Source organism: Bacillus sp. AC266, assembly GCF_979253805.1.
The window spans coordinates 286,533-307,619 of the sequence record NZ_CEEDEC010000001.1; the positions used below are offsets into that span (position 1 = coordinate 286,533).

Genomic DNA, 21,087 nt, shown 5'->3' on the forward strand with positions numbered 1-21,087 from the left:
ATAACTTCAATTGTGAAAAGATAAAAAAGGAGCGGAAATACGCTCCTTTTTTATTTACCTTACTATTTTTAGGGGAATTATATGGATAACACTTTTATTAATGGAAATGTATTTAATTTTTTTCTGGAATATATGTGAAATGTTGTATAAAAAAATCAAGAAAGTAAAAAATTATGGGGGGAAGTTGTGAAAAAAAATAAGAGTTTAATAAGTATTTTAGGAGTGTGTATCATGTTGTTTTCTTTTTGTTTCCAGGGAAATATACAGGCGGATGTAAATACTGTTCAATCTGGAAAAATAAAATCAGGAAACGTAACGGTATGGGAAGTAGGCAATGTAGCGAAAGTGTTAGCAGATGTAGAGCGCTTGAATTTAAATACGGTGAATGTACCTATTCAAGTAGATATTTCGGATGTGAATTCGGCTAATATGGTAATTAATCAGGCGCAAAAGAAACAAGCTATTATTTTAATTCAAGAATTATTAAAGCGTAATATACAAGTTATATTGGAGCCGTTTCCGTTTATTCAGCAAGGAAATATTGGAGAAACAGAGTGGAACCCTAGTAATATTAACGATTTCTTCTGGAATTGGAAAACGGTTGTTTTACAAGATATTTTTAATTCCATTACAAGTAAGTACAATATTTATGGGCTGAAAATCGCTTCTAATTTCGTGAATATGGAATATGCAGAAGGATATTGGAATGATACGATTAATTTTGTTCGCCAGCAGTATAAAGGAAATGTTTTGTATCAAATGAATTGGTGGTTAACTGCAAGCTTTGATCCTTCTTATGAGGCGAAATTTAAAGAGAAAATAAATCGCCCGTATTTAAAAAAGGTGGACATTGTAAGTATTGATAGTTGGTTTGAAGTTTCAGGAAAAAGAAATCCATCATACGAAGAAGTAAAACAAAGCTTATTTGCGACGACAGTATACAATCGTGGCCAAAATGTCGTTCAGCAACTTGAGACATTACATAAAACAACTGGAAAGCCAGTTTATTTTGGTGGATTTAATGTGCCAGCACGTGAACTTGGACTACAAAGCCCGTGGAACCCAGATGTTACGAATGTGTTTTCGAAAGATGTACAACTTAACGGGTGGCGTGCTTACCGAGATGTATTAGAAGCGAAGCCATATTTTAAAGGTTTTTCAATTTGGTTTATCGGATCTAATGATAGTAATCATTCATATCAAATACATAGTAAAGAAGCAGAGACAGTTATTAATGGCTGGTATCGAAAATAAATTTTATAAAATAGGTAAGTTTTAGAATCTATTACATATATTTTAGTGAAAGGCCTTTCACCATCTTATCACCTAGGGGGCAATCATAATGAAATTTTTGTCATACCTTACAGTAATTTTGGTGATTCTTGGCGGTTTGAATTGGTTGTTTGTGGCGTTAGATTATAATGTAGTTGAGAAATGGTTTGGTTCTATGCCGGCGCTTGTGGATACTATTTATTGGCTCTTTGGTCTTTCAGCTATTTATCAAATTTTCGATCGGTTCTTTACGAGTAAGTAGCTATTATACTTAATTACTAGAGTGTTAAGTACGATTATGTACTTAACACTTTTTTGTATGTTTATAAAAAGCAGGGTGCATATGCAAGCGATTCCATTGCGTCTTGCACCGTAATAACGGAAAACAAATTGACCGTGTATTGTATATAGGTTATAATTCAGAAAGTTTAAAAAAAAATAAAAATGAGAAATAGGGAGGTTATCTGGGTGATGGAGAGAGTGTATAATTTTTCAGCAGGACCATCTATACTCCCTTTGCCAGTTTTAGAGAAAGTGCAAAAGGAGCTTGTAAATTATAACGGGACAGGCATGTCTGTTATGGAAATGAGCCATAGATCTTCTTATTTCCAAAGTATTATTGATGAAGCAAGTAGCTTACTTCGTGAATTAATGAACATTCCTGATGAGTATGAAGTTTTATTTTTACAGGGCGGTGCGTCATTACAATTTTCTATGATACCGTTAAATTTAATGAGTACGTATAAAAAAGCTGGGTACGTACTGACAGGTTCATGGTCTAAAAAGGCGCTGCAAGAAGCCGGAAAAGTAGGAGAAGTAAAAGTGATTGCTTCTTCTGAAAAAGAGAAGTTTACTACAATTCCTAAAATGGATGATTTACCAAATGATGAAGAACTAGATTATGTACATATTACAACGAACAATACAATTGAGGGGACAAAATATGTGGATATTCCACATTTAGAAAGAGTGCCGCTCGTTGCGGATATGTCCTCAAATATTTTATCAGAACAATATGATGTTACGAAGTTTGGTCTCATATATGCGGGTGCGCAAAAGAATTTAGGGCCAGCGGGTTTAACGATTGTAATTATAAAAAGAGATTTAATTGGCAGTGCAAATAGTGCTTGTCCTACGATGTTAAACTATGAAACTTACAGTAAAAATAACTCCCTATATAATACACCGCCAACCTTTAGTATTTATGTAGCAAAACTTGTACTAGAGTGGTTGAAAGAACAAGGCGGGGTATCTGCGATTGAAGAACAAAATAGAATGAAATCTTCACTTCTTTACAATTTTTTAGATGAATCTAAATTGTTTACTTCACCAGTTGACCCTACGTATCGATCACTTATGAATATTCCGTTTACAACACCGTCAGAAGAGCTTAACAATCAGTTTTTACAAAAATCGAAAGAACGCGACCTTGTTACGTTAAAAGGACATCGTTCAGTCGGCGGTATGCGTGCTAGTGTTTACAATGCGATGCCAACCCAAGGTGTACAAGAATTAGTAGACTATATGAAGGAATTTGAGCTTGAAAATAGATAGGGAGATGGGGATATGTTTCGTGTTCAGACGTTAAATCAAATTGCCGAAAAGGGTTTGCAAATTTTTGATGGGAATCGCTATGAAATTGGAGACAAAGTAGGTCATCCAGATGGTATTTTACTTCGCAGCTATTCTTTACATCAAGAAGAGTTTTCAGAAGATTTAAAGGCGGTTGCAAGAGCTGGTGCTGGTGTAAATAATATTCCTGTTGAGCGTTGTACGGAAAAAGGGATTGTAGTATTTAATACGCCAGGGGCTAATGCGAATGCAGTGAAGGAACTTATTATTGCAAGCCTTATTATGTCTTCCCGTAATATTATAAATGGAGTGAGCTGGACGAAAGAGTTGGATGGAGAAGAAGTACCACAGCTTGTTGAAGCTGGGAAGAAGCAATTCGTTGGGTCAGAAATTGCAGGGAAACGTTTAGGTGTTATCGGTCTTGGCGCAATTGGTGCTTTAGTTGCGAACGATGCGTTATCTTTAGGGATGGACGTTGTCGGATACGATCCATATATATCTGTTGAAACAGCATGGCGTCTTTCTACGCAAGTACAAAGAGCGTTTAGCCTAGATGAAATCTTTGCAACGTGTGATTATATTACACTTCATATTCCTCTTACGAACCAAACGAAGGGGATTATTGGTGAACACGCTATAGAGACGATGAAAAAAGGAATGCGTCTATTCAATTTCTCAAGAGGAGAACTTGTAGATGAAAAAGCTCTTCAAAAAGCGTTAGAAGAAGATATTATTACACATTACGTAACAGATTTCCCAAATGAAAATGTTATAAAGATGAAAAATGTAACAGCAACGCCTCATCTTGGTGCATCTACGTCTGAATCTGAAGAAAATTGTGCAGTAATGGCTGCACGTCAATTACGTGAATATTTAGAGACAGGTAATATTCGTAATTCAGTAAACTATCCAAACGTAGAACTTCCGTACATTGGAAAAAAACGAATTACAATTATGCATCAAAACGTTCCGAACATGGTAGGACAAATTACAGGATGCTTAGCAGAACATCATATTAATATTGCGGATATGATTAATCGTAGTAAACATTCTTGGGCGTACACAATGATTGATATTGATAACGGAATTGATGATATAATAAAAGAGAATATTGTGGAAAATATAAGCAAAATCACAGGTGTTGTAGCTGTTCGAATGATTGTGTAAAGGAGAGAGAAACTTGGCAAAAATCCGACCGTTTCGTGCTATTCGTCCAGTAGAAGGAAAAGCAGCACAAGTAGCAGCTTTACCGTATGACGTATTAAATAGTGAAGAGGCAAGAGAAGTTGTAAAAGGGAATCCATATTCTTTCTTACACGTTGATAAAGCAGAAATTGATTTAGACCCGGCACTTTCACCGTACGATGATCGCGTATATGAAAAAGCGGGTGAAAATTTAAAGCAATTTATACAAGAAGAAGTGTTCGTTCAAGATGAGGAGCCAGCGCTTTACATTTATGAACTGACGATGCAAGGAAGAACGCAGTCAGGCCTTGTCGTTTGTACATCGATTGACGAGTATGAAGATGATACAATTAAAAAACATGAAAGAACGCGTCATGAAAAAGAACTTGATCGTATTCGCCACGTAGATGTGTGTGATGCAAATACGGGGCCTATCTTTTTAACGTATCGTACGAAAGAAGATGTGAAACGTATCATTGCAAGCTGGAAAGAAGAACATGCGCCAATCTTTACATTTACAGCAGAAGATGGCGTTAGGCATGTTGCGTGGAAAATAGCTGATGAAGAAGTAATTGCAAATTTAGTAAACGCATTTGAAGATATTCCTAGTCTTTACATTGCAGATGGACATCATCGCTCTGCATCAGCTGCAAAAGTAGGGCTAATGCGAAGAGAGCAATATCCGAATTACACAGGAGAAGAGGAATTCAATTTCTTCCTATCTGTTTTATTCCCTCATGATGAATTATCAATTTGGGACTATAACCGGGTTGTGAAAGATTTAAATGGTTTATCAGTAGAGCAATTTTTAAAGCAAGTTGCGCAATATTTTTATGTGGAAGAAGCAGGGGTTTCACCGTATAAACCAAATGAGCCAAAATCATTTGGAATGTATGTAAACGAGAAGTGGTATAAGCTCACTGTGAAAGAGGAAACGTTTGATGCGAATGATCTCGTTAAAGGTTTAGATGTATCTATTCTGCAAGATCATTTATTAAGCCAAGTACTTGAAATACATGATCCACGATCTGATTCACGCATTGATTTTGTCGGAGGAATCCGCGGATTAGAAGAATTAGAACGCCTTGTAAAGAGCGGTGAGTATAAAGCAGCGTTTTCATTATATCCGACATCAATGGAAGCTTTATTATCAATCGCAGACGCAGGGGAAGTTATGCCGCCAAAATCAACGTGGTTTGAACCGAAACTGCGCAGTGGGTTGTTTGTTCATTCGCTAAAGTAAATATAGACTTCTACAGTTTGGAAAAACCGAAATGATTATAGTTTCGGTTTTTCTTATGTTAAAAGTGTTTTTGAGGAGGGGTATCGATGAAATTGCAAGTAGGCGAAAAAATCACCTTTGAGCGAACGTTTACAAAAGAAGATGTTGTTTTATTTACAGAAGTATCTAAAGATGAAGGTGTTCATCATGTTACACCAGATGAGCAGGGGAGATTTGTTGTACAAGGGCTGTTAACATCAACGCTGCCTACAAAAATTGGCGGTGACTATAACGTATTAGCTCGCAAGATGGATTTTGAATTTTTACGTCCTGTTTTTAGCGGTGATACAATTCGTTGTGACGTAACTATTGAACAATTTGAACCCGATGAAAAACATCGCACAAAAATTATTGCGATGTTTATATGTAGAAATCAACTTGAAAAAGAAGTTATGAAGGGGAGTTTTTCGGGGATTATTCTTTAGTAAGTAGGAAAAGTAATGAATAGGTGGGGGCCGTGTCTCTCGGGCTTAGATTTTTAATTCCCCCCATAATTAAAATTTTACACATTGCTGAATACTGATAATAAGACGTTATGTAATATACTCTGTTCTTTTCTTAACTAATAGAAGAATAGTTGAATAAGCTCGTCAACAAAAAGGACATTCCTAGTATTACAAGAAATGTCCTTTCCACTATATTATAGGGTATTTTGCTGAAATTCAAACTCTAAAATCAGTTTACTGGTTTGACCTGTAAACTGATAATTATAGGACCCTCTCAGATTTTCTAAGTTACCAGTAGCTTTAATAATTGTTCCTGGGGAATCTAGATTTCCTTTATCAAATATTCCTTGCTCTATAGCTGTAAATGTCCCTTGTTGCCCCTTATAAATTCCTTCAAAGTGTAAAAACCCAGAAATTTTAGCAGTAGCCAAGTGACCATCATTTATATTTGAGTCTAAATAATATAATAAGTATTCAACAAAAGCTTTTCCTTTTAATTCACCATCAATATCATATTCAACATGGGCAATATTAATAGGAAAATCTTTTCTAGTATCATCGATTAGTTTTTCATCCCATTTACTTACTGTAAATGTTACTTCCATAAACGTAATCTCCCTCCAATTATATACTTTTAAAAAGTATCAATTCACAGTCATATCTCATAGGAGTGATTTTATTTATTGGGGTCCTTTCATGTCGCTATCAAGCTAACCAAAATAAAATACTCTCTAAAATGAAAAAACACGCTATTTTTTCTGTAGGATCAGGAAAATGACTATACTTATTTAAAGATTTCCTTTATTCCACGCCACTCTCTAAAATAGAGAAAGCCCCATTTTCACAATCAATTTCTGCCAACGCGCCGTAAGGTAAAATAAACTTCGGCTCGGTATGGCCAAAATTTAAATTATAAAGAATCGGCAAATCTTCTAAGTTATGTTCTTTCATAACTTTCAGTATTTCGTGTTTATATTCTTCATAATACATTTCGTCTTTTGGTTTACCAAAAATGATGCCTTTTGCTTTTTGAAGAATGCCTTGCGCTGCGTAATTTCGTAACCAATACTTTATATAGCTTGGTTCTGGATGGTCTTCAGAAGTTTCAAAGAAAATGATGGTATTCTCCCAATGTTTTTTCTCAGGCCAAAGTTCCGTTCCTTTTGCAAATTCCAGTACTTCTATACAACCACCAATTAAACGCCCTTGTACAGTGATAGAGCCTTGAAGTAGCTCATATCCGTTGTTTTGTTGCATTGTACGCCTTTTATCTTTATTTATCTCTATCCATTCTAAACGCTCACTCGTCCATTCATGAGCTGGTTGAATCTCGCCAATATTCTCATTTGAAAAGAGAGTTCGATTTACCATTTCAATTGTATATGGATCCATCTCTACATTTTCGGCAAAATCAGTTAAAATTGCTGGACCGTAAAAAGAGGAAATTTCTGCTTTATGGCAAAACAAATGTGAAACGGTATCGTCAGAGTATCCCATAAAAATTTTCGGATTTTCGCGTATAACATTAAAATCTATATAAGGGAGTAAACGGATGCTATCTTCTCCACCGATATTCGTAATAATTCCTTTAATACGAGTATCTTTAAATGCTGTCATTAAATCTTCCGCACGAGCCTCAGGGTTGTTGTAAAGGTATTCGCTACCTTTTAAACTATTTGGCATCGGGACAACCTTAAGACCGAAGACGTCTTCTAATCTTTTTACTCCTTGCTCATATCGCCATCTTAGCTTAGAATCACCAGCACCTCCCCATGAAGAACTTACTGTCGCCACAATATCTCCTGGCTGTAATCTGTTTGGTTTTATTAACATTTTAACTCCGCTCCTACATAATGTAATGGACTACGATTATACAAACTGTAGTATTGAAAAATATGATGCATCACATTAGTTTCTTCATCATCAATCCGTTTACCTGCTGGTATTCAAGAATTCAGTCTTAGTGTTGAATTGCATTTGAGAATTAAAGTATGCAACATTGCATAAGAAAGATGGTTGCTATTTTCTACAACCTGTAACTATAATAGTTACAGGTTGGTCGTATCCAATCAAAAAAATATAATCATCATGAATGGAGAGGTTACATATGGGTATGAAAAAAATAATTTTAGCAGGTGCTTTAGGGATCGCAGCATTATCAGGAACGAATTTACCAGGATTAGAAATATCAAAAGCGAGTGCCGCTTCTATTGAATCGAATTTCTCGACGTTAGAAGGGCGAGTAGTAGAAGTAGATAACGGTGTAATTGTCGTAAAATCTAAGCAATATGAGGAACCTGTTAGTGTGTATATAGATTCCCTTTCAAATGTGAAAGTAGGGGATGAGGTTAAAGCTACTGGATCTATGATGCGTAATTTTACTGAATATATGATTGCAAATACAGTTGAAAATACGTCAAATAAATTAGGTATGCACATGAAAGAAGATGGTTCTCCTGATTATGTAATTGGGGAAGTATCAAAAGTAGGAACGATGGAAGATGAAGGAGACGGTTCTACTAAATATGTCGTAGTTGAGTATCCATCGCTAAACGGGAAAAAAGATATTATTGATGTTTTCTTAACGAAGGGACAAGTATTTAATACAGGTGAGAAAGTAAAAATTGATATGAAGTATGTAGGCTGGGGCGGAAGTTCTATTAACTACAACACAACGGATCATATCGAAAAAATTCATGAGATAAAGAGCAACGTTGAAAATAATGATGATGTTTGGATTTGGTCTTAATTAGACGCTTGTAAATAACAAATGTATCATGCAGTACCCATCGAATGATCATATGTATGATCATTCGATGGGTACTTTTTTGTTTTATGTTTTTTTGAGAATAACGGATTTCTGATTAGAATATGATGTTAATACTGGAGCGAAGGTGAAAAAAACAATATGGAAAGAGGTGTTTAAGGGTGGAGCAAGATGAGGTTTATTTACGAGCTAAAAAAAGGGTAGAGAATTTACAAGCGTTTTATATTCATTTAACGGTCTATATACTAGTGAACTTAATGCTTTTTATTATAAATATAAGCTCTGATTCAAGTAAATTATGGTTTTTATATCCACTTGCAGGTTGGGGGATCGGTATCGTTATACACGGTTTGACAACTTTTCCAGTTGGGATATTCGGAAAAGAGTGGGAAGAACGAAAGATTAAAGAATATATGGAGAAAGATAAGTAAATTTATTTCTGGAATGTATAAATATAAATCTCTGGGATCAAATGTTTGATGCGAAGCCTATTCTATAGCTTCGCCTATTTGCTTTGTATTCGAAGTTTGTGCGAGTGAGTATTCATATTCATTTTTTTAGCAACAATTGCATGTGAAATCAAAACTTTATTTGTAGTACATAATAAATACAGTTGTTTTACTTTTTTTATTACATGTGGATATAGGATGAAGTTGATTTATTACCCTATATTAAAATAAAAATAAACCACTGTTCGATTTGAATATTCCACGATATAATGGTGAGAGTTTATGACAGAATAAATATTTACATAAGAAGTGAGGTACTGTATGAAAAAAAGAACGACAGACATTATTTTTATTATTATTGGTGCATTTCTTTTTGCGTTAGGTGTGAATTTGTTTGTTATTCCGAACGAGTTTGGTGAGGGTGGAGTAACAGGTATCACGATTATTACGTACTATTTATTTGAATGGTCACCAGGCTTAGTTAACTTAATTTTAAATGCGATTTTGTTAATAGCTGGTTATAAATTTTTAAATAAGATTACAACAATTTATACGATTATCGCTGTAGTTACGAACTCGCTATTTCTTCATTTGACAGAAGGCTGGACGATTGCTTCGGATGAAATGCTTGTAAATGCCATTTTCGGAGGAATATTTATTGGGTGCGGGATTGGTCTTATTATTCGCGTTGGCGGAACAACAGCAGGTACTACCATCTTAGCAAGGATGACGCATAAATATTTAGGATGGAGCATTAGCTATGGTTTACTGTTCTTCGATTTAATTGTTGCGTTTTCATCTTATTTCATCATTGGTGCAGAAAAACTGATGATAACAATTATTATGCTATATGTAGCAACGAAAGTGATGGAGTTTGTAATTGAAGGTTTAAATCCGAAGAAAGCCATTACGATTATTTCTGATAACCCGAATGAAATTGCCGGGAAGGTGACTACCTTAATGGGCAGAGGGGTTACCGTGTACTCAGGTCATGGCTATTACACGAAAACTCCGAAGGAAATTCTTTATATTGTTATTAATAAGCAAGAAGTAGTGAAGCTAAAACGGATTGTTCAAACTACAGATCCGGCTGCGTTCATCGCTATACACGATGTTCGTGATGTGTTCGGAGAAGGATTTGTTGATATTTCTAAAGCATAGAAATTACTTTTCATTAAAATAATCTTAATACTAAAACGTAAGAATCTATTTTGAATAATCTTTTTTCAAAATAGATTCTTTTTATTTATCTTAAAATGTTGGTGTGTTTTTCTTTTTCTTGCAAAAAATCCAATTGTTTCTTAAGGTAAGGATGTAGAAGGATGAACAAGAGAGGGTTTAATGAAGATGATACATATTTTATTAGCTGATGATGATAAACATATTAGAGAGTTATTGCATTACCATTTACAAAAAGAGGGCTTTAAAGTTTTTGAAGCGGAAGATGGAAAGGTAGCGCAAGTCGTATTAGAGAAAGAGAATATTCATCTTGCGATAGTAGACATTATGATGCCGTTTGTTGATGGCTATACGTTATGCGAAGAAATCCGGAAGTATCATGATATACCTGTTATTTTATTAACTGCAAAAGATCAGTTAGTTGATAAAAAAAAAGGATTCATTTCTGGTACGGACGATTATATTGTAAAACCGTTTGAGCCAGCTGAAGTCATTTTCCGTATGAAAGCTTTATTGCGCCGTTATCAAATGCTTAGTGCTGATATTATTACATTACACGGAACGACTATTGATCGAAAAGGGTTTGAAGTGAAGTGTAACGGTCAGACGATTTTGCTTCCATTAAAGGAATTTGAATTATTATCACAACTTGCTAGTTATCCTGGTAGAACATTTTCGAGAGAAGAATTAATTGAATTAGTATGGGGAATGGATTTTGAAGGAGATGAACGAACAGTTGACGTTCATGTGAAGCGACTGAGAGATCGTTTTTCAAAACGAACAGATGATTTTCAAATTACGACAGTACGCGGACTCGGTTATAAGTTGGGGTTGAAATAAAATGAAATCACTATATTCTAGATTTGTTTTTATGACAGTCGGTATTATGCTTCTTAGTAGTATTATCGGTTTTTTATTAACGAACGTATATTATCAAGTGAAGTTAAAACCGTACAATAGTGAAAAGATTTTAATGTATGCTAAAGAAGTAAAATCATTATATGAAAAGCAAAGTGAAGAGAATAAAGAGGCATACTTACAGTCTATTGCGAAGTTAGGGTATGAAATTTATATTGTAGATGACGAAAATCATGGAAAGCGTATTGGGAATGCGTTTCGTAAGATAACAATTAGTGATGATACCGTTCATAAAGTATTGCAAGGTGAGACGTTTAATGGCGTTTCCACATATCCAACGCGCCTCTTTATTACAGGATTTTTCGATAATGAATTAATTAATAGTGTCGGTGTACCGCTAAAACACGATGATAAACAGTACGCTTTATTCATTCGCCCTGATATTCAGCAACAATTTGGTGAAATGAGAATTTTTCTAGCGGTATTACTCGGTTTCATCGTTGTATTAAGTATCATTTTTATAGTGATCGCAGCAGGGTATATTGTTCGTCCTATTCGAACATTTACGAAAGCGACTCAAAAGATTGCAAGTGGTGAATATGATATCGAATTAGATGAAAATCGAAAAGATGAAATTGGTACACTAGCGACTAATTTTCAAAAGATGACGAAGAGCATTAAAGAATTAGACCAAATGAGACAAGAGTTCGTTTCTAACGTTTCTCATGAATTCCAATCTCCACTTTCTTCGATACAAGGTTTTTCGAAAACATTACAATCGGAGAATATGAGTGAAGAGGAAAGAAAACGTTACTTGAAAATTATTGAGGGCGAAAGTAAGCGAATGTCTAGTTTATGTAAACAGTTACTTACGCTAGCTTCTTTAGATAAAGAAGAGAAAGTGTTGCAAATAAAAGAATTCAATCTGCAGAAGCAAATTAAAGACGTCATTTTTATGCTCGAATGGAAATGGCGTGAAAAAGATATAGCTGTTGAATTTGATGTACCGGACATATTTATAGAAGGTGATGAAAACCTACTACATCAAGTATGGAGTAATATTTTTACGAATAGCATTAAGTTTTCAAACGATGGCGGGACGATTGAATTTGTTGTAGAAGAATTAGAATCCGGTATTGTCATTTCTATATCAGATAACGGAATCGGTATGGGAAAAGAAGAAATGGATCGTATATTTGATCGTTTTTACAAAGTAGATACGGCAAGGGCAAGAAACATAGAAGGTAGTGGTTTAGGATTATCGATTGTACAGAAAATTGTTGAACTTCATAATGGAAACGTTTCGGTATATAGCACGAAAGGGGAAGGGACTACTGTTCAGGTGGAGCTTCCGAAATAGATGGAAAGGAAGAGGCTGTTTTTAGAACAGCCTCTTCTTATTTTTGTCAATTGGTCAATATATTATCACTTACGTGTAAAGTGATAAAAAGTTGTTTGAAAAAATGCGAGTCATTCTATTTCGCAATTGGGTCAGTTTGTGGAATAAGATTAGCAGGAAGTTTATTTGAAAATGTAGAATCTCTACAGAGCTATAAGGATTTTATTGAAACTTTAACTATTTAGGGAGGCGATTACTTTGAAACGAATTGACTTGTTTTTAAACGGACTAGATTCCACATTCGATAAAGAGAGTTGGTATGCACCGTTTAAACATGCTATAGAAGGACTTACAGCCGAACAGGCTATCTGGAAACCATATGGAGAGGCAACTAAAACCATTTGGGAGAACGTTAATCATCTCATTTATTACAAAGAGAGACTTGCTGCAAACTTGGAAGACCGTGAATGGATACATAATCTCGACGGTGATGAAACCTTTTATCTTACCAATCAATCTAATGATGATAAGGAATGGAAGAAAGTCGTTGAACGTTGTGAAAATGCCCAACGTAATTTAAGACAGGCATTGAGTGCAATTTCCGAAAAAGAACTTGAGCAAAATTCACTTGAGGGGAAATTACTGGACATTATGCTTCATGATGCTTATCATACAGGTCAAATTATTCAATTAAGGAAAATGCAGGGGTCTTGGCCATCAAATCGATAATTGAACGTTTTAGTTGGTGCTATTGTTATATTTTTAGTGAGGTATTTTACATTCAAAATTAAATAACTATAATTATAACCCCGTCTCAAATTTAGAACGGGGTTAAATTTGTTCCTGCTATAAAGCCGCACCTTTCCCGCGCTCTTCCTTAAACCGAAGCCCAAAAGTATCCGCTGTAATTTCATCAGCTTTCGGCAATGAACGTAATTTCGGATGAAGTAGCCATACGAGAGAAATGAATAAAATTCCGATGCTAGCGAGCGCGAAAATGAGTTGGCTACTAAATACATTTGCGGTGTATCCGCCAATTAAAGAGCCGAACGGCATAGCGATTGTACCCATGCTTCGTGTGACTGAATTGATGCGTCCAAGATATTGATTTGGAATTAAAGTTTGACTAATTGTCGCAAATAATATGTTGGTCGCACCAATTGGTATCCAAGCTAAGCCGAATAAAAAAATTGATAACCATTGAAACGGTACAAACGTAGAGAGAAACCAAAAGAAAGCGCTAGTCGCAAAGCTAATAATGGAGACATGGCTAATATTATGTTTACCAACCCATGAACTGAATAGTGCTCCAATTAAACTACCGGCGGATATAGCGGCTAAAAAGAAACCGTATAATTTAACCCCTCCTAAAGAATCGGCGAAAGAAGGGAGTATTGCCATCGTCATACCGATTGAAAAATTAGCGACAACTGAACCGATTAAGAAGATGCCCATTAATGAACGAAAGACGATTGAAAAGCCTTCTTTTAAATCAGAGAAATATTGCTTTGTTGAAAGTGATGTGCCTGTTTCGGTTTGTGTCGGTATTTTTAATGAAATAAACAAAATCGCAGTAATCGCGAATGTGAAAGAGTCGATTATATATAAAGTGATTGCGCCAAGTAATGCTACTAATATTCCGGAAAGAGTTGTACAAATTAAGTCAATGCCTTGATACGCAAATGAAAAGAGTGAATTTCCTTTTAATAATTGTGTTTTATGCAGTAGAAGTGGTAAAGCTTTTGATTGTGCGGGATAGGCGAATTGTTCGATAAAGGCTACGATGGGCATAATGATGAGTAGTAGTTGAACAGTCAATAGGTCGAAGTAGTGTGTAATAGGAATAATTAATATTAGGACGCATTGCAGAACTTGTGTGATGACGAGGGTGTTTTTGATTGACCATCTATCAACGAATGGCCCAGTAAGAAATTGAAGTGCAGAAGGTAATAATGTAAGGAAACCAGCTAATCCAGAATAAAAAGGATTACCACTCAGCTTATATACGAGCCACATCGCTGCTACATAATACAAGCTATCTCCTATGTTTGTAAAAATTCTCCCTAAAAATAATAAGAGGAAATTCCGGTTTTTTAATATGTCCATTTAATCTACTCCTTTATAATAAATTTATTCGGTAAAATAATTTTGACCGTTAGTGTAAAAAAAATCGTATTACGATTTTTCTTCTTTTTTCACAAAGCGCTGCATTGCTCGTTCGTCGATTTGTAATGCAGTAGTAGAAATGTAGTAAGATTTACTATTTGGATCTTTATCCGCATCTTTTGCGATATCATTTAATTCAGCCATCAATTCATGAAACTTTTTCACCCACATTTGAAATTGTTCTGGCGTAGCATCAAACTCCCAACAAGATGAAACGTAATTCCACTCAGCTGGGTCTTCGCTTACTTTCCGTAATGTAAAAGCTTCTTCTGGTGCAGCGAGAATATGGCTTTTCGTTCTTTCCGTCATTTGTAAAAAGATTTGGCGACCTGATTCGCTTAATATTTCTAAATGAGGTAATAGGTCCGCGGCAGGGGTGAAGCCTCTAGCGACAGATTGATAAAACTTTTGAACGATGCCATTCTTTTCTTCTGTATAAACAATCTCTATAAAACCATTCTTCTCTAATTCTTTTAAATGATAATGAATTTTAGCCCTTGGAATGCCGAATTTCTCAGATAGTAATTGTCCTGTATAAGGACGTTCGCATAGACGCATCATCATTTCGACACGTAGTGGATCGCTTATTGCTTTTAGTTGGCTATAAGTAGTTAGTGTTAACATGGGCTTCAACATGATCAACTCCTCAAATGAAATTACTCGGTCAAGATTATTTGACTGAATTGTATCAAGGATTTCATTTGTTTTCAATACTTTCTGAAAATTTAATCTTTCTTCTGTAATCTTCTGTTCATATTCCGTTCATATTTCTTTTTTATGATAAGTGCATAGAAAGTAATAGGAAGGAGCGAGCGAAATGTTTTTAGCTCTGCGTGAATTAAAACAATCAAAATTAAGATATGGATTAATCGGACTTATTATGGTGTTATTATCATTTTTAGTCCTTGTAATTTCAGGATTAGCAAATGGATTATCATATGATAATGCTTCATCGATTCAAAATATGGAGGCAAATAAATTTGTACTAGCGGATGATGCGGAAAATAAATTACTTCGTTCACAAATTAAGAAAGAAGATGTAGATAACGTAGTAAATCAAGCAGGCGAGAAAGAGGCAGTTCCGTTTCGTGTGAAAGTTTCAACTTATGAAAAGAAAGATAGTTCGAAAAAAGTGGATGTCGCTATTTTCTCAAGTGAACGTGATTCATTTTTAGAACCGAAAATTGTAAAAGGCGAGAAATTAGGTACAGCAAATAACGAAATGGTTGCTGACGAATCAATTAAAGAAAAAGGAATCGATATTGGAGATACAATTATCGACCCTGTTTCAAAGAAAGAATTTACAATCGTTGGATTTACGAAAGACCAAATGTTTAGCCATACACCAGTCGTGTATGTAAATGAAGACGTATGGGGCTCTATTTCACAACCAAACCAAAAAGATTATAGTGCAATTGCGCTGAATACAGATAAAGAAATTAAAAATGCACATGTTATCGACAAAAAAGAAGTACTGCAAAGTATTCCAGGATTTAAAGAAGAGCAAGGAACATTAACGATGATCATTGCATTCTTACTTGTTATCGCTGCGTTACTAATCGGTGTATTCTTCTACGTCATTACATTGCAAAAAACACAGCAATTAGGTGTATTAAAAGCAATCGGTACGAAAAATTCTTATTTAGCAAATAGCTTAGTCGTGCAGGCGTTATTCTTATCAGTCGTTGCGATGGTAATCAGTATTGTTCTTGTACAAGGATTAGAACAAATTTTACCAGCGGGTATGCCGTTCTTATTAACAACACCGATGATTGCACAATATGCAGCAATCTTTATCGTAATTAGTATTTTAGGAACACTTATTTCGTTATACCAAGTATTAAAAGTTGATGCATTAGAAGCAATTGGAGGCGGGATGTAATGACTTCATTATTAAAATTAGACAAAGTAAGTAAAGTGTACGGAGAAGGGAATACGGAAGTAACAGCCCTTCATCCGATGTCGCTTGATGTGAAAGCTGGAGAGTTTATCGGAATCGTTGGTCCTTCTGGATCAGGGAAAAGTACGTTATTATCAATCGCGGGTGCTTTATTATCACCGTCAAAAGGGGATATTTACATTCGTGAGCAAAATATTACGAAGTTATCAGAAAAGGAAATGACAGACATTCGTTTGAAAAAAATCGGCTTCATTTTCCAGTTCGCAAATCTTGTTCCATATTTAAATGTAAAAGAACAATTGCTTTACATTGCAAAGCTAAAAAAAGAAAACAAACAAGAATCTGAAAAGCGTGCGGATCACTTGCTAGCAGCATTTGGATTATCTGAAAGAAAAACTCATTATCCAAATCAACTATCGGGCGGGGAAAAACAAAGGGTAGCAATCACTCGTGCTTTCATGAACAACCCAGATTTAATATTAGCGGATGAACCAACTGCAAGCTTAGACTCAAAACGCGCACGTGAAGTCGTGGAAATGATGAAACGTGAAGTGAAAGAAAGTCAAAAAGCAGCAATTATGATTACACATGATGAAAGAATGCTTGATGTATGTGATCGTATATTGACGCTTAGAGATGGGCAGTTAATATAAAGAAAAAAGGCCAACCGTACATATATGTGCAGTTGGCCTTTGTATGATTATTTTAAAATAGTTATAATAGCTTTATTTTGAGAAGAACGTTTTAATTTTATTTCGTGTTACTAATAAAAGTCCACCTAAGACAGATAACATTCCTAAAGGCACGTTACTTGATTGCTCACTACCAGCGTTAGGAAGTTCTCTAGCATCGTTTTTCGCTGGAACAGTAGAAGGTGTAGTAGTAGTGTTATTATTCACTGTCGTTTGTTTTGGTTGTGATACTTCATTAATTTTGTTATCTACATTTTGCTTTGTTGTATGTAACTCAGCTAATTTGTCATCAATTTTTTTCTCAGTATGTTTAAAATCGTTTATTTTAATATCTAAGTCTTGTTTTTTCTTTGTTAAATCGTCTGAAACAGTTTGTTTCGCTTGTTTCATTTCGTTTATTTTATTTAGTAAATCTTGTCTAGCTTCTTGTAACTCAGCTAATTTGTTTTTCACATCTTGTTTAGCTAGTTCTAAGTTAGATGAAAGACTATCTAAATTGCCTTTAATTTTCTTAAGTTCTTCTAATGTGTTACCTGTATTCGGTTTATTTTCTTTAATTTCAGCAAGTTTGTCCTCAGCAGTTTGTTTCGCTTTCTTTAACTCAGCTAATTTGTCATCTACCTGTTTTTTTACTTCCTTAAGCTCATTAACCTTTGCATCGATATTTTCTTTATGCTGCTTAATTTCATTCACTTTTTCATCAACAGTTTGTTTATGTTCTTTAATCTCATTAACCTTTTCATCAACAGTTTGCTTATGCTCTTTAATTTCAGCGATTTTATCTTCGGCGATTTGTTTGTCTTGCTGAAGTTTTGCATCTAACTCTTGTTTATGTTGTTTAATCTCGCCAATTTTTTCATCTGCAACTTGTTTACGTTCATGTAGTTCATTCACCTTTGTATCAACATTTTCCTTAACTTGGTTAAGTTCATTTAATGTTTGATCCACATTTTCTTTGTGCTGCTGTAATTTCGCATCTAACTCTTGTCTATGTTGCTTAATTTCAGCTAAGCGATCTCCCGTACTTTGCTGGGGAGTAGCATCAGTTACTTCCGCATGAGTAGAGTTTGCGCCAGCAATCATTGCTAAAGCTAGTGTAGACGCAGCGATTGTTTGTTTTGTTTTCATATTTTTGTACCTCTTTTCTTTCATATGCATGAGCTGTTTTGTGTAAAATTGAGCATATAGAAGTAGATTATTTTATTATTATATACCATGTTCGGCGCCAAGAGGAAGTATTTGCATAAGAATCTATGATTATGTGATTCTTATAGTCTCTTATTTTGGGATAGGGGACAAATCTTCAGCAAGATGAACAATTTCTTCTATAGTAGATTTTACATCTTTACTATCGCGAATAACAAACAAATAATCAGCCTCATTTTCTACAGGATCTACTACATCTTCATGTTGAGATTCAGCCTGTTGCCGAACGAGTACTTCTTTGAAACTGGAATAGTTACCTCTAAATATATTTATACTTCGTTTACTACGAGCTACTCTTTCATAAAGAATATCATCTGGAATGTCAAAACGAACGAGTATGCGTACATATTCCTCTTCCTTAAACAGCTCATTCAGCAAATAGATCCGGCCGTTTCGGCTTCTATTTGAGTTGCAAATGATAAGGTGTAAATTTGTATGTTCTTTTGCATAATCAACAATGAATTTCGAAAGAGCGTGCTTAAATGTATTAGGGCCTTCAGTTGGCTGTAATTTTTCATAATGCGTGTTAATAAATTCTGCTTGGTTATCTTGATCCATAACGAAAGAGTGGGGTAACTTTTTTTCTAGTTCTTTAGCAAATGTTGTTTTTCCACTGTGGGTTTTTCCTACTGTAATAATGACTAATCGTTTCATATTGGCCTCCATATGTATTGTTATAATCTGGAATGTTCGGTGTGAATCGACAATTTTCCTGCCGAAGAAAATACAAAGTGGCTGAGTAGTAATGGGCTGAAAATTTCACCAAAAAACTTATTTATCCAATAATTCCCTAATGTGAAAAGTGTGATGTTGTCCTAACTCAAATGAACTAAAAAATATTCTGTTTAGAAAGGGAGCGGCAATGCTATCGTTATTGAAATATATTATGAAAATGTTCCTGGTGAAAAGGAGGTTTAGAACAAATATTAATAATAAAAGGGTAGGAAACATATACCCTTTATAGTTAAATACAGCCTTTCATAATCTATGTTGAATCAATTGGAAAATTCATGGGAAAGTGTTATGGTTTATTTGGGAGCTGCACATTATTTATGTTCAGTAAAAAAGGGGGATTAAAGTGGGGGCTAAAATTTTTAACGGCAGGCATATAGCCAATAGCAAGGATCAAGAATTTGTTGTTTTTATTATTGGTATGCGTATTAATAACCTATTAAAATTTTGGAAGTGGATACCAGTTTTTAATGCTATGGGACCTATGATTAAAGAATTGTATCAAAATCCACAATGGGGTTTCTTACATACAGAATTCTTATTTAGTTGGAGAAAAGTAATCCTAATTCAATACTGGAAGGGATTCGACGAATTAGTAAACTATGCTCACGGAAAAAATCATTCATATGCTTGGAAATCATACAATAATAAGATTAAAGATAATGGGAGTGTTGGTGTTTTTCACGAAACCTATCAAATAGAAAAAGGTGCTTCTGAAGCAATCTATGTTAATATGCCAAAAACAGGTTTATCTAGAGCTACCGAACACATACCGGTATCTCAAGATACTAATACTGCTCAAAAAAGAATGAATAAATAATTCGGAAAATTGAGTATATAATTCCGATGTTCCTGCCGGAGAATATACAAAGTGTCGGAGTGTTAGCAGGCTGAAAACTTGACAAAAAAACTTATTTATGCTATAATTTACCAATATAAAAATAAAGTGTATAATAGGGTTCTCCTGGCCAGGGGGACCCTATTTTTGTTGTGAAAATGAAGGAGTGTATGTGCGTGAAACAAGGTGAATCAAGTGTAACATCGTTAGTATCAGCTTTCGGAAGGGCATATCATAGTGAATTTGATAGACCGAAAATCTTTGATGATTATATAGCTAAGGATTTCATTTCACAAAAAGAACGTAATGATATTGAAACGAACATGGTTCAAGGAATACATTTTTTCAATAAAGACATTGCACAGCAGTTTCAAGATAATCCGAAAGAAATATTAAAGTGGATTACGCAAGTTCAATTATCACCAACACCTTTAGCACGCGCGGCATATTGTGAAAGAGTATTACTACATGAGATTACATTAGGAGCAAAACAATACGTTATACTCGGTGCGGGCTTAGACACATTTAGTTTTAGACATAGAGAGTTAGAGAATAAAATAGAAATATTTGAAGTGGATCATCCTTCTACGCAAGCGTTTAAAATACAAAGAGTGAAAGAAGCAGAGTATGAAATCCCAAACAATCTTCATTTTGTTTCAATGGATTTTACTAAAGGTTTCTCGAAGCAAACATTAGTAAATGAAGGATTTGAAAATAAAAAGACTTTCTTTAGCCTTTTAGGTGTTACGTATTATTTAACGAAAGAGGAACTTTCCAGTTTAATAGAATATTTATTCGAGATAGTTCCAGCAGGAAGTTCTATCGTTTTCGATTATCCTGATGAAAACTTATTTACGGAAAAAGGATTATCCAATCGAGTTGAAAATATGATAAAGATGGCTGAGATAGGCGGAGAACCGATGAAATCATGTTTTTCTTACGGAGAAATGGAAGCACTGCTAGAGAAATCGGACTTACTCATTTATGAGCACTTAGCACCAAAGGATATTCATACATTATATTTTGAAGGACGAAACGATTATTTAGAAGCTTTTGAGACGGTGCATTATGTACATGCGGTGAAGAAGTAGAGGATTAGTAGGCATGGGGAGGGATCTCTGTGTCTTTTTTTGTGGGAAAAAGGAAATGGGGTGTAGTGATGGGAAGTATTAATTGGAAGGAGAATTCGATAGTTTAAAGAATA

Annotated in this window: 22 protein-coding genes; 16 read left to right on the plus strand and 6 right to left on the minus strand. The window is 34.8% G+C overall.

Going from position 1 to position 21,087, the window contains the following annotated elements; all coding sequences use genetic code 11:
• The first annotated feature begins 186 nt into the window (after positions 1-186).
• The 6 genes from AC0IXC_RS01430 (at position 187) to AC0IXC_RS01455 (ending at position 5,736) form a co-directional block, all read left to right on the plus strand.
• Positions 187-1,254 (plus strand): glycoside hydrolase family 113, encoded by a 1,068-nt coding sequence (locus AC0IXC_RS01430; RefSeq protein ID WP_016120498.1) that lies wholly within the window; start codon positions 187-189, stop codon positions 1,252-1,254.
• An 88-nt stretch (positions 1,255-1,342) separates the two neighbouring features.
• Positions 1,343-1,534 carry a DUF378 domain-containing protein gene (locus AC0IXC_RS01435; protein WP_002084566.1) on the plus strand — a complete coding sequence of 64 codons (192 nt, stop codon included), beginning with the start codon at positions 1,343-1,345 and terminating at the stop codon, positions 1,532-1,534.
• Between the two features lie 209 nt (positions 1,535-1,743).
• Positions 1,744-2,826 (plus strand): 3-phosphoserine/phosphohydroxythreonine transaminase, encoded by a 1,083-nt coding sequence (gene serC / locus AC0IXC_RS01440; RefSeq protein ID WP_471652481.1) that lies wholly within the window; start codon positions 1,744-1,746, stop codon positions 2,824-2,826.
• A gap of 12 nt (positions 2,827-2,838) precedes the next feature.
• Complete coding sequence (locus AC0IXC_RS01445) at positions 2,839-4,011, plus strand: 3-phosphoglycerate dehydrogenase family protein (protein ID WP_471652482.1); 1,173 nt, start codon at positions 2,839-2,841, stop codon at positions 4,009-4,011.
• Positions 4,012-4,024: 13 nt separating this feature from the next.
• Positions 4,025-5,272 (plus strand): DUF1015 domain-containing protein, encoded by a 1,248-nt coding sequence (locus AC0IXC_RS01450; protein ID WP_215589907.1) that lies wholly within the window; start codon positions 4,025-4,027, stop codon positions 5,270-5,272.
• Between the two features lie 86 nt (positions 5,273-5,358).
• Complete coding sequence (locus tag AC0IXC_RS01455) at positions 5,359-5,736, plus strand: hotdog family protein (protein ID WP_002033079.1); 378 nt, start codon at positions 5,359-5,361, stop codon at positions 5,734-5,736.
• Between the two features lie 215 nt (positions 5,737-5,951).
• Here the strand turns inward: AC0IXC_RS01455 and AC0IXC_RS01460 are convergent, their stop codons facing one another.
• Positions 5,952-6,362, minus strand: a complete 411-nt coding sequence (locus tag AC0IXC_RS01460; RefSeq protein ID WP_012261251.1) for a DUF3224 domain-containing protein — start codon at positions 6,360-6,362, stop codon at positions 5,952-5,954.
• A gap of 196 nt (positions 6,363-6,558) precedes the next feature.
• A complete protein-coding gene (locus tag AC0IXC_RS01465) occupies positions 6,559-7,590 on the minus strand; it encodes a S66 family peptidase (RefSeq protein ID WP_215589906.1) in 1,032 nt (343 codons plus the stop codon).
• Between the two features lie 274 nt (positions 7,591-7,864).
• Here AC0IXC_RS01465 and AC0IXC_RS01470 point away from each other — a divergent pair, with 274 nt between their 5' ends.
• The 6 genes from AC0IXC_RS01470 (at position 7,865) to AC0IXC_RS01495 (ending at position 13,078) form a co-directional block, all read left to right on the plus strand.
• Positions 7,865-8,506, plus strand: a complete 642-nt coding sequence (locus tag AC0IXC_RS01470) for a F0F1 ATP synthase subunit alpha (protein ID WP_002033082.1) — start codon at positions 7,865-7,867, stop codon at positions 8,504-8,506.
• Positions 8,507-8,685: 179 nt separating this feature from the next.
• Positions 8,686-8,955, plus strand: a complete 270-nt coding sequence (locus AC0IXC_RS01475) for a 2TM domain-containing protein (protein WP_002033083.1) — start codon at positions 8,686-8,688, stop codon at positions 8,953-8,955.
• Between the two features lie 339 nt (positions 8,956-9,294).
• On the plus strand, positions 9,295-10,134 hold the full coding sequence (locus tag AC0IXC_RS01480) for a YitT family protein (protein WP_000747487.1): 840 nt from the start codon (positions 9,295-9,297) through the stop codon (positions 10,132-10,134).
• A gap of 180 nt (positions 10,135-10,314) precedes the next feature.
• Positions 10,315-10,992 carry a response regulator transcription factor gene (locus AC0IXC_RS01485; protein ID WP_471652483.1) on the plus strand — a complete coding sequence of 226 codons (678 nt, stop codon included), beginning with the start codon at positions 10,315-10,317 and terminating at the stop codon, positions 10,990-10,992.
• 1 nt (position 10,993) lies between these two features.
• Positions 10,994-12,370, plus strand: a complete 1,377-nt coding sequence (locus AC0IXC_RS01490; protein ID WP_471652484.1) for a sensor histidine kinase — start codon at positions 10,994-10,996, stop codon at positions 12,368-12,370.
• A 237-nt stretch (positions 12,371-12,607) separates the two neighbouring features.
• Positions 12,608-13,078, plus strand: coding sequence for a DinB family protein (locus AC0IXC_RS01495; protein WP_002128104.1), 471 nt, complete (start codon positions 12,608-12,610; stop codon positions 13,076-13,078).
• A gap of 117 nt (positions 13,079-13,195) precedes the next feature.
• On the opposite strand, the gene AC0IXC_RS01500 is transcribed toward AC0IXC_RS01495, so the two are convergent.
• Positions 13,196-14,455 carry an MFS transporter gene (locus tag AC0IXC_RS01500; RefSeq protein WP_471652485.1) on the minus strand — a complete coding sequence of 420 codons (1,260 nt, stop codon included), beginning with the start codon at positions 14,453-14,455 and terminating at the stop codon, positions 13,196-13,198.
• A gap of 69 nt (positions 14,456-14,524) precedes the next feature.
• Complete coding sequence (locus tag AC0IXC_RS01505) at positions 14,525-15,151, minus strand: ArsR/SmtB family transcription factor (protein WP_002128102.1); 627 nt, start codon at positions 15,149-15,151, stop codon at positions 14,525-14,527.
• 181 nt (positions 15,152-15,332) lie between these two features.
• On the opposite strand from AC0IXC_RS01505, the gene AC0IXC_RS01510 reads away from it, so the two are divergent.
• Together AC0IXC_RS01510 and AC0IXC_RS01515 are read left to right on the plus strand one after the other, a co-directional pair.
• Entirely contained in the window at positions 15,333-16,397 is a 1,065-nt protein-coding gene (locus AC0IXC_RS01510; RefSeq protein ID WP_061688614.1) for an ABC transporter permease, read from the plus strand.
• Positions 16,397-17,068, plus strand: coding sequence for an ABC transporter ATP-binding protein (locus AC0IXC_RS01515; protein WP_002084586.1), 672 nt, complete (start codon positions 16,397-16,399; stop codon positions 17,066-17,068). The genes AC0IXC_RS01510 and AC0IXC_RS01515 overlap by 1 nt, the downstream gene beginning before the upstream one ends.
• Before the next feature lie 72 nt (positions 17,069-17,140).
• On the opposite strand, the gene AC0IXC_RS01520 is transcribed toward AC0IXC_RS01515, so the two are convergent.
• Both AC0IXC_RS01520 and AC0IXC_RS01525 read right to left on the minus strand, forming a co-directional pair.
• Positions 17,141-18,235, minus strand: coding sequence for an LPXTG cell wall anchor domain-containing protein (locus tag AC0IXC_RS01520; RefSeq protein WP_471652486.1), 1,095 nt, complete (start codon positions 18,233-18,235; stop codon positions 17,141-17,143).
• Between the two features lie 150 nt (positions 18,236-18,385).
• Positions 18,386-18,979 (minus strand): AAA family ATPase, encoded by a 594-nt coding sequence (locus AC0IXC_RS01525; RefSeq protein WP_181150778.1) that lies wholly within the window; start codon positions 18,977-18,979, stop codon positions 18,386-18,388.
• Positions 18,980-19,391: 412 nt separating this feature from the next.
• On the opposite strand from AC0IXC_RS01525, the gene AC0IXC_RS01530 reads away from it, so the two are divergent.
• Positions 19,392-19,865, plus strand: coding sequence for a DUF4188 domain-containing protein (locus tag AC0IXC_RS01530; RefSeq protein WP_002128099.1), 474 nt, complete (start codon positions 19,392-19,394; stop codon positions 19,863-19,865).
• A gap of 188 nt (positions 19,866-20,053) precedes the next feature.
• Positions 20,054-20,974: a class I SAM-dependent methyltransferase gene (locus AC0IXC_RS01535; RefSeq protein WP_471652766.1), complete on the plus strand. Its 921-nt coding sequence runs from the start codon at positions 20,054-20,056 to the stop codon at positions 20,972-20,974.
• Positions 20,975-21,087: the final 113 nt, after the last annotated feature.

Bases quoted from the DNA above. Each gene is read 5' to 3' on its own strand.
- serC (WP_471652481.1), top strand. From the start codon at position 1,744: ATGGAGAGAGTGTATAATTTTTCAGCAGGACCATCTATACTCCCTTTG.
- AC0IXC_RS01520 (WP_471652486.1), bottom strand. From the start codon at position 18,235: ATGAAAACAAAACAAACAATCGCTGCGTCTACACTAGCTTTAGCAATG.
- AC0IXC_RS01455 (WP_002033079.1), top strand. From the start codon at position 5,359: ATGAAATTGCAAGTAGGCGAAAAAATCACCTTTGAGCGAACGTTTACA.
- AC0IXC_RS01505 (WP_002128102.1), bottom strand. From the start codon at position 15,151: ATGTTGAAGCCCATGTTAACACTAACTACTTATAGCCAACTAAAAGCA.
- AC0IXC_RS01525 (WP_181150778.1), bottom strand. From the start codon at position 18,979: ATGGAGGCCAATATGAAACGATTAGTCATTATTACAGTAGGAAAAACC.
- AC0IXC_RS01460 (WP_012261251.1), bottom strand. From the start codon at position 6,362: ATGGAAGTAACATTTACAGTAAGTAAATGGGATGAAAAACTAATCGAT.
- AC0IXC_RS01510 (WP_061688614.1), top strand. From the start codon at position 15,333: ATGTTTTTAGCTCTGCGTGAATTAAAACAATCAAAATTAAGATATGGA.
- AC0IXC_RS01480 (WP_000747487.1), top strand. From the start codon at position 9,295: ATGAAAAAAAGAACGACAGACATTATTTTTATTATTATTGGTGCATTT.
- AC0IXC_RS01535 (WP_471652766.1), top strand. From the start codon at position 20,054: ATGTGCGTGAAACAAGGTGAATCAAGTGTAACATCGTTAGTATCAGCT.
- AC0IXC_RS01490 (WP_471652484.1), top strand. From the start codon at position 10,994: ATGAAATCACTATATTCTAGATTTGTTTTTATGACAGTCGGTATTATG.
- AC0IXC_RS01470 (WP_002033082.1), top strand. From the start codon at position 7,865: ATGGGTATGAAAAAAATAATTTTAGCAGGTGCTTTAGGGATCGCAGCA.
- AC0IXC_RS01445 (WP_471652482.1), top strand. From the start codon at position 2,839: ATGTTTCGTGTTCAGACGTTAAATCAAATTGCCGAAAAGGGTTTGCAA.
- AC0IXC_RS01500 (WP_471652485.1), bottom strand. From the start codon at position 14,455: ATGGACATATTAAAAAACCGGAATTTCCTCTTATTATTTTTAGGGAGA.
- AC0IXC_RS01435 (WP_002084566.1), top strand. From the start codon at position 1,343: ATGAAATTTTTGTCATACCTTACAGTAATTTTGGTGATTCTTGGCGGT.
- AC0IXC_RS01465 (WP_215589906.1), bottom strand. From the start codon at position 7,590: ATGTTAATAAAACCAAACAGATTACAGCCAGGAGATATTGTGGCGACA.
- AC0IXC_RS01515 (WP_002084586.1), top strand. From the start codon at position 16,397: ATGACTTCATTATTAAAATTAGACAAAGTAAGTAAAGTGTACGGAGAA.
- AC0IXC_RS01485 (WP_471652483.1), top strand. From the start codon at position 10,315: ATGAAGATGATACATATTTTATTAGCTGATGATGATAAACATATTAGA.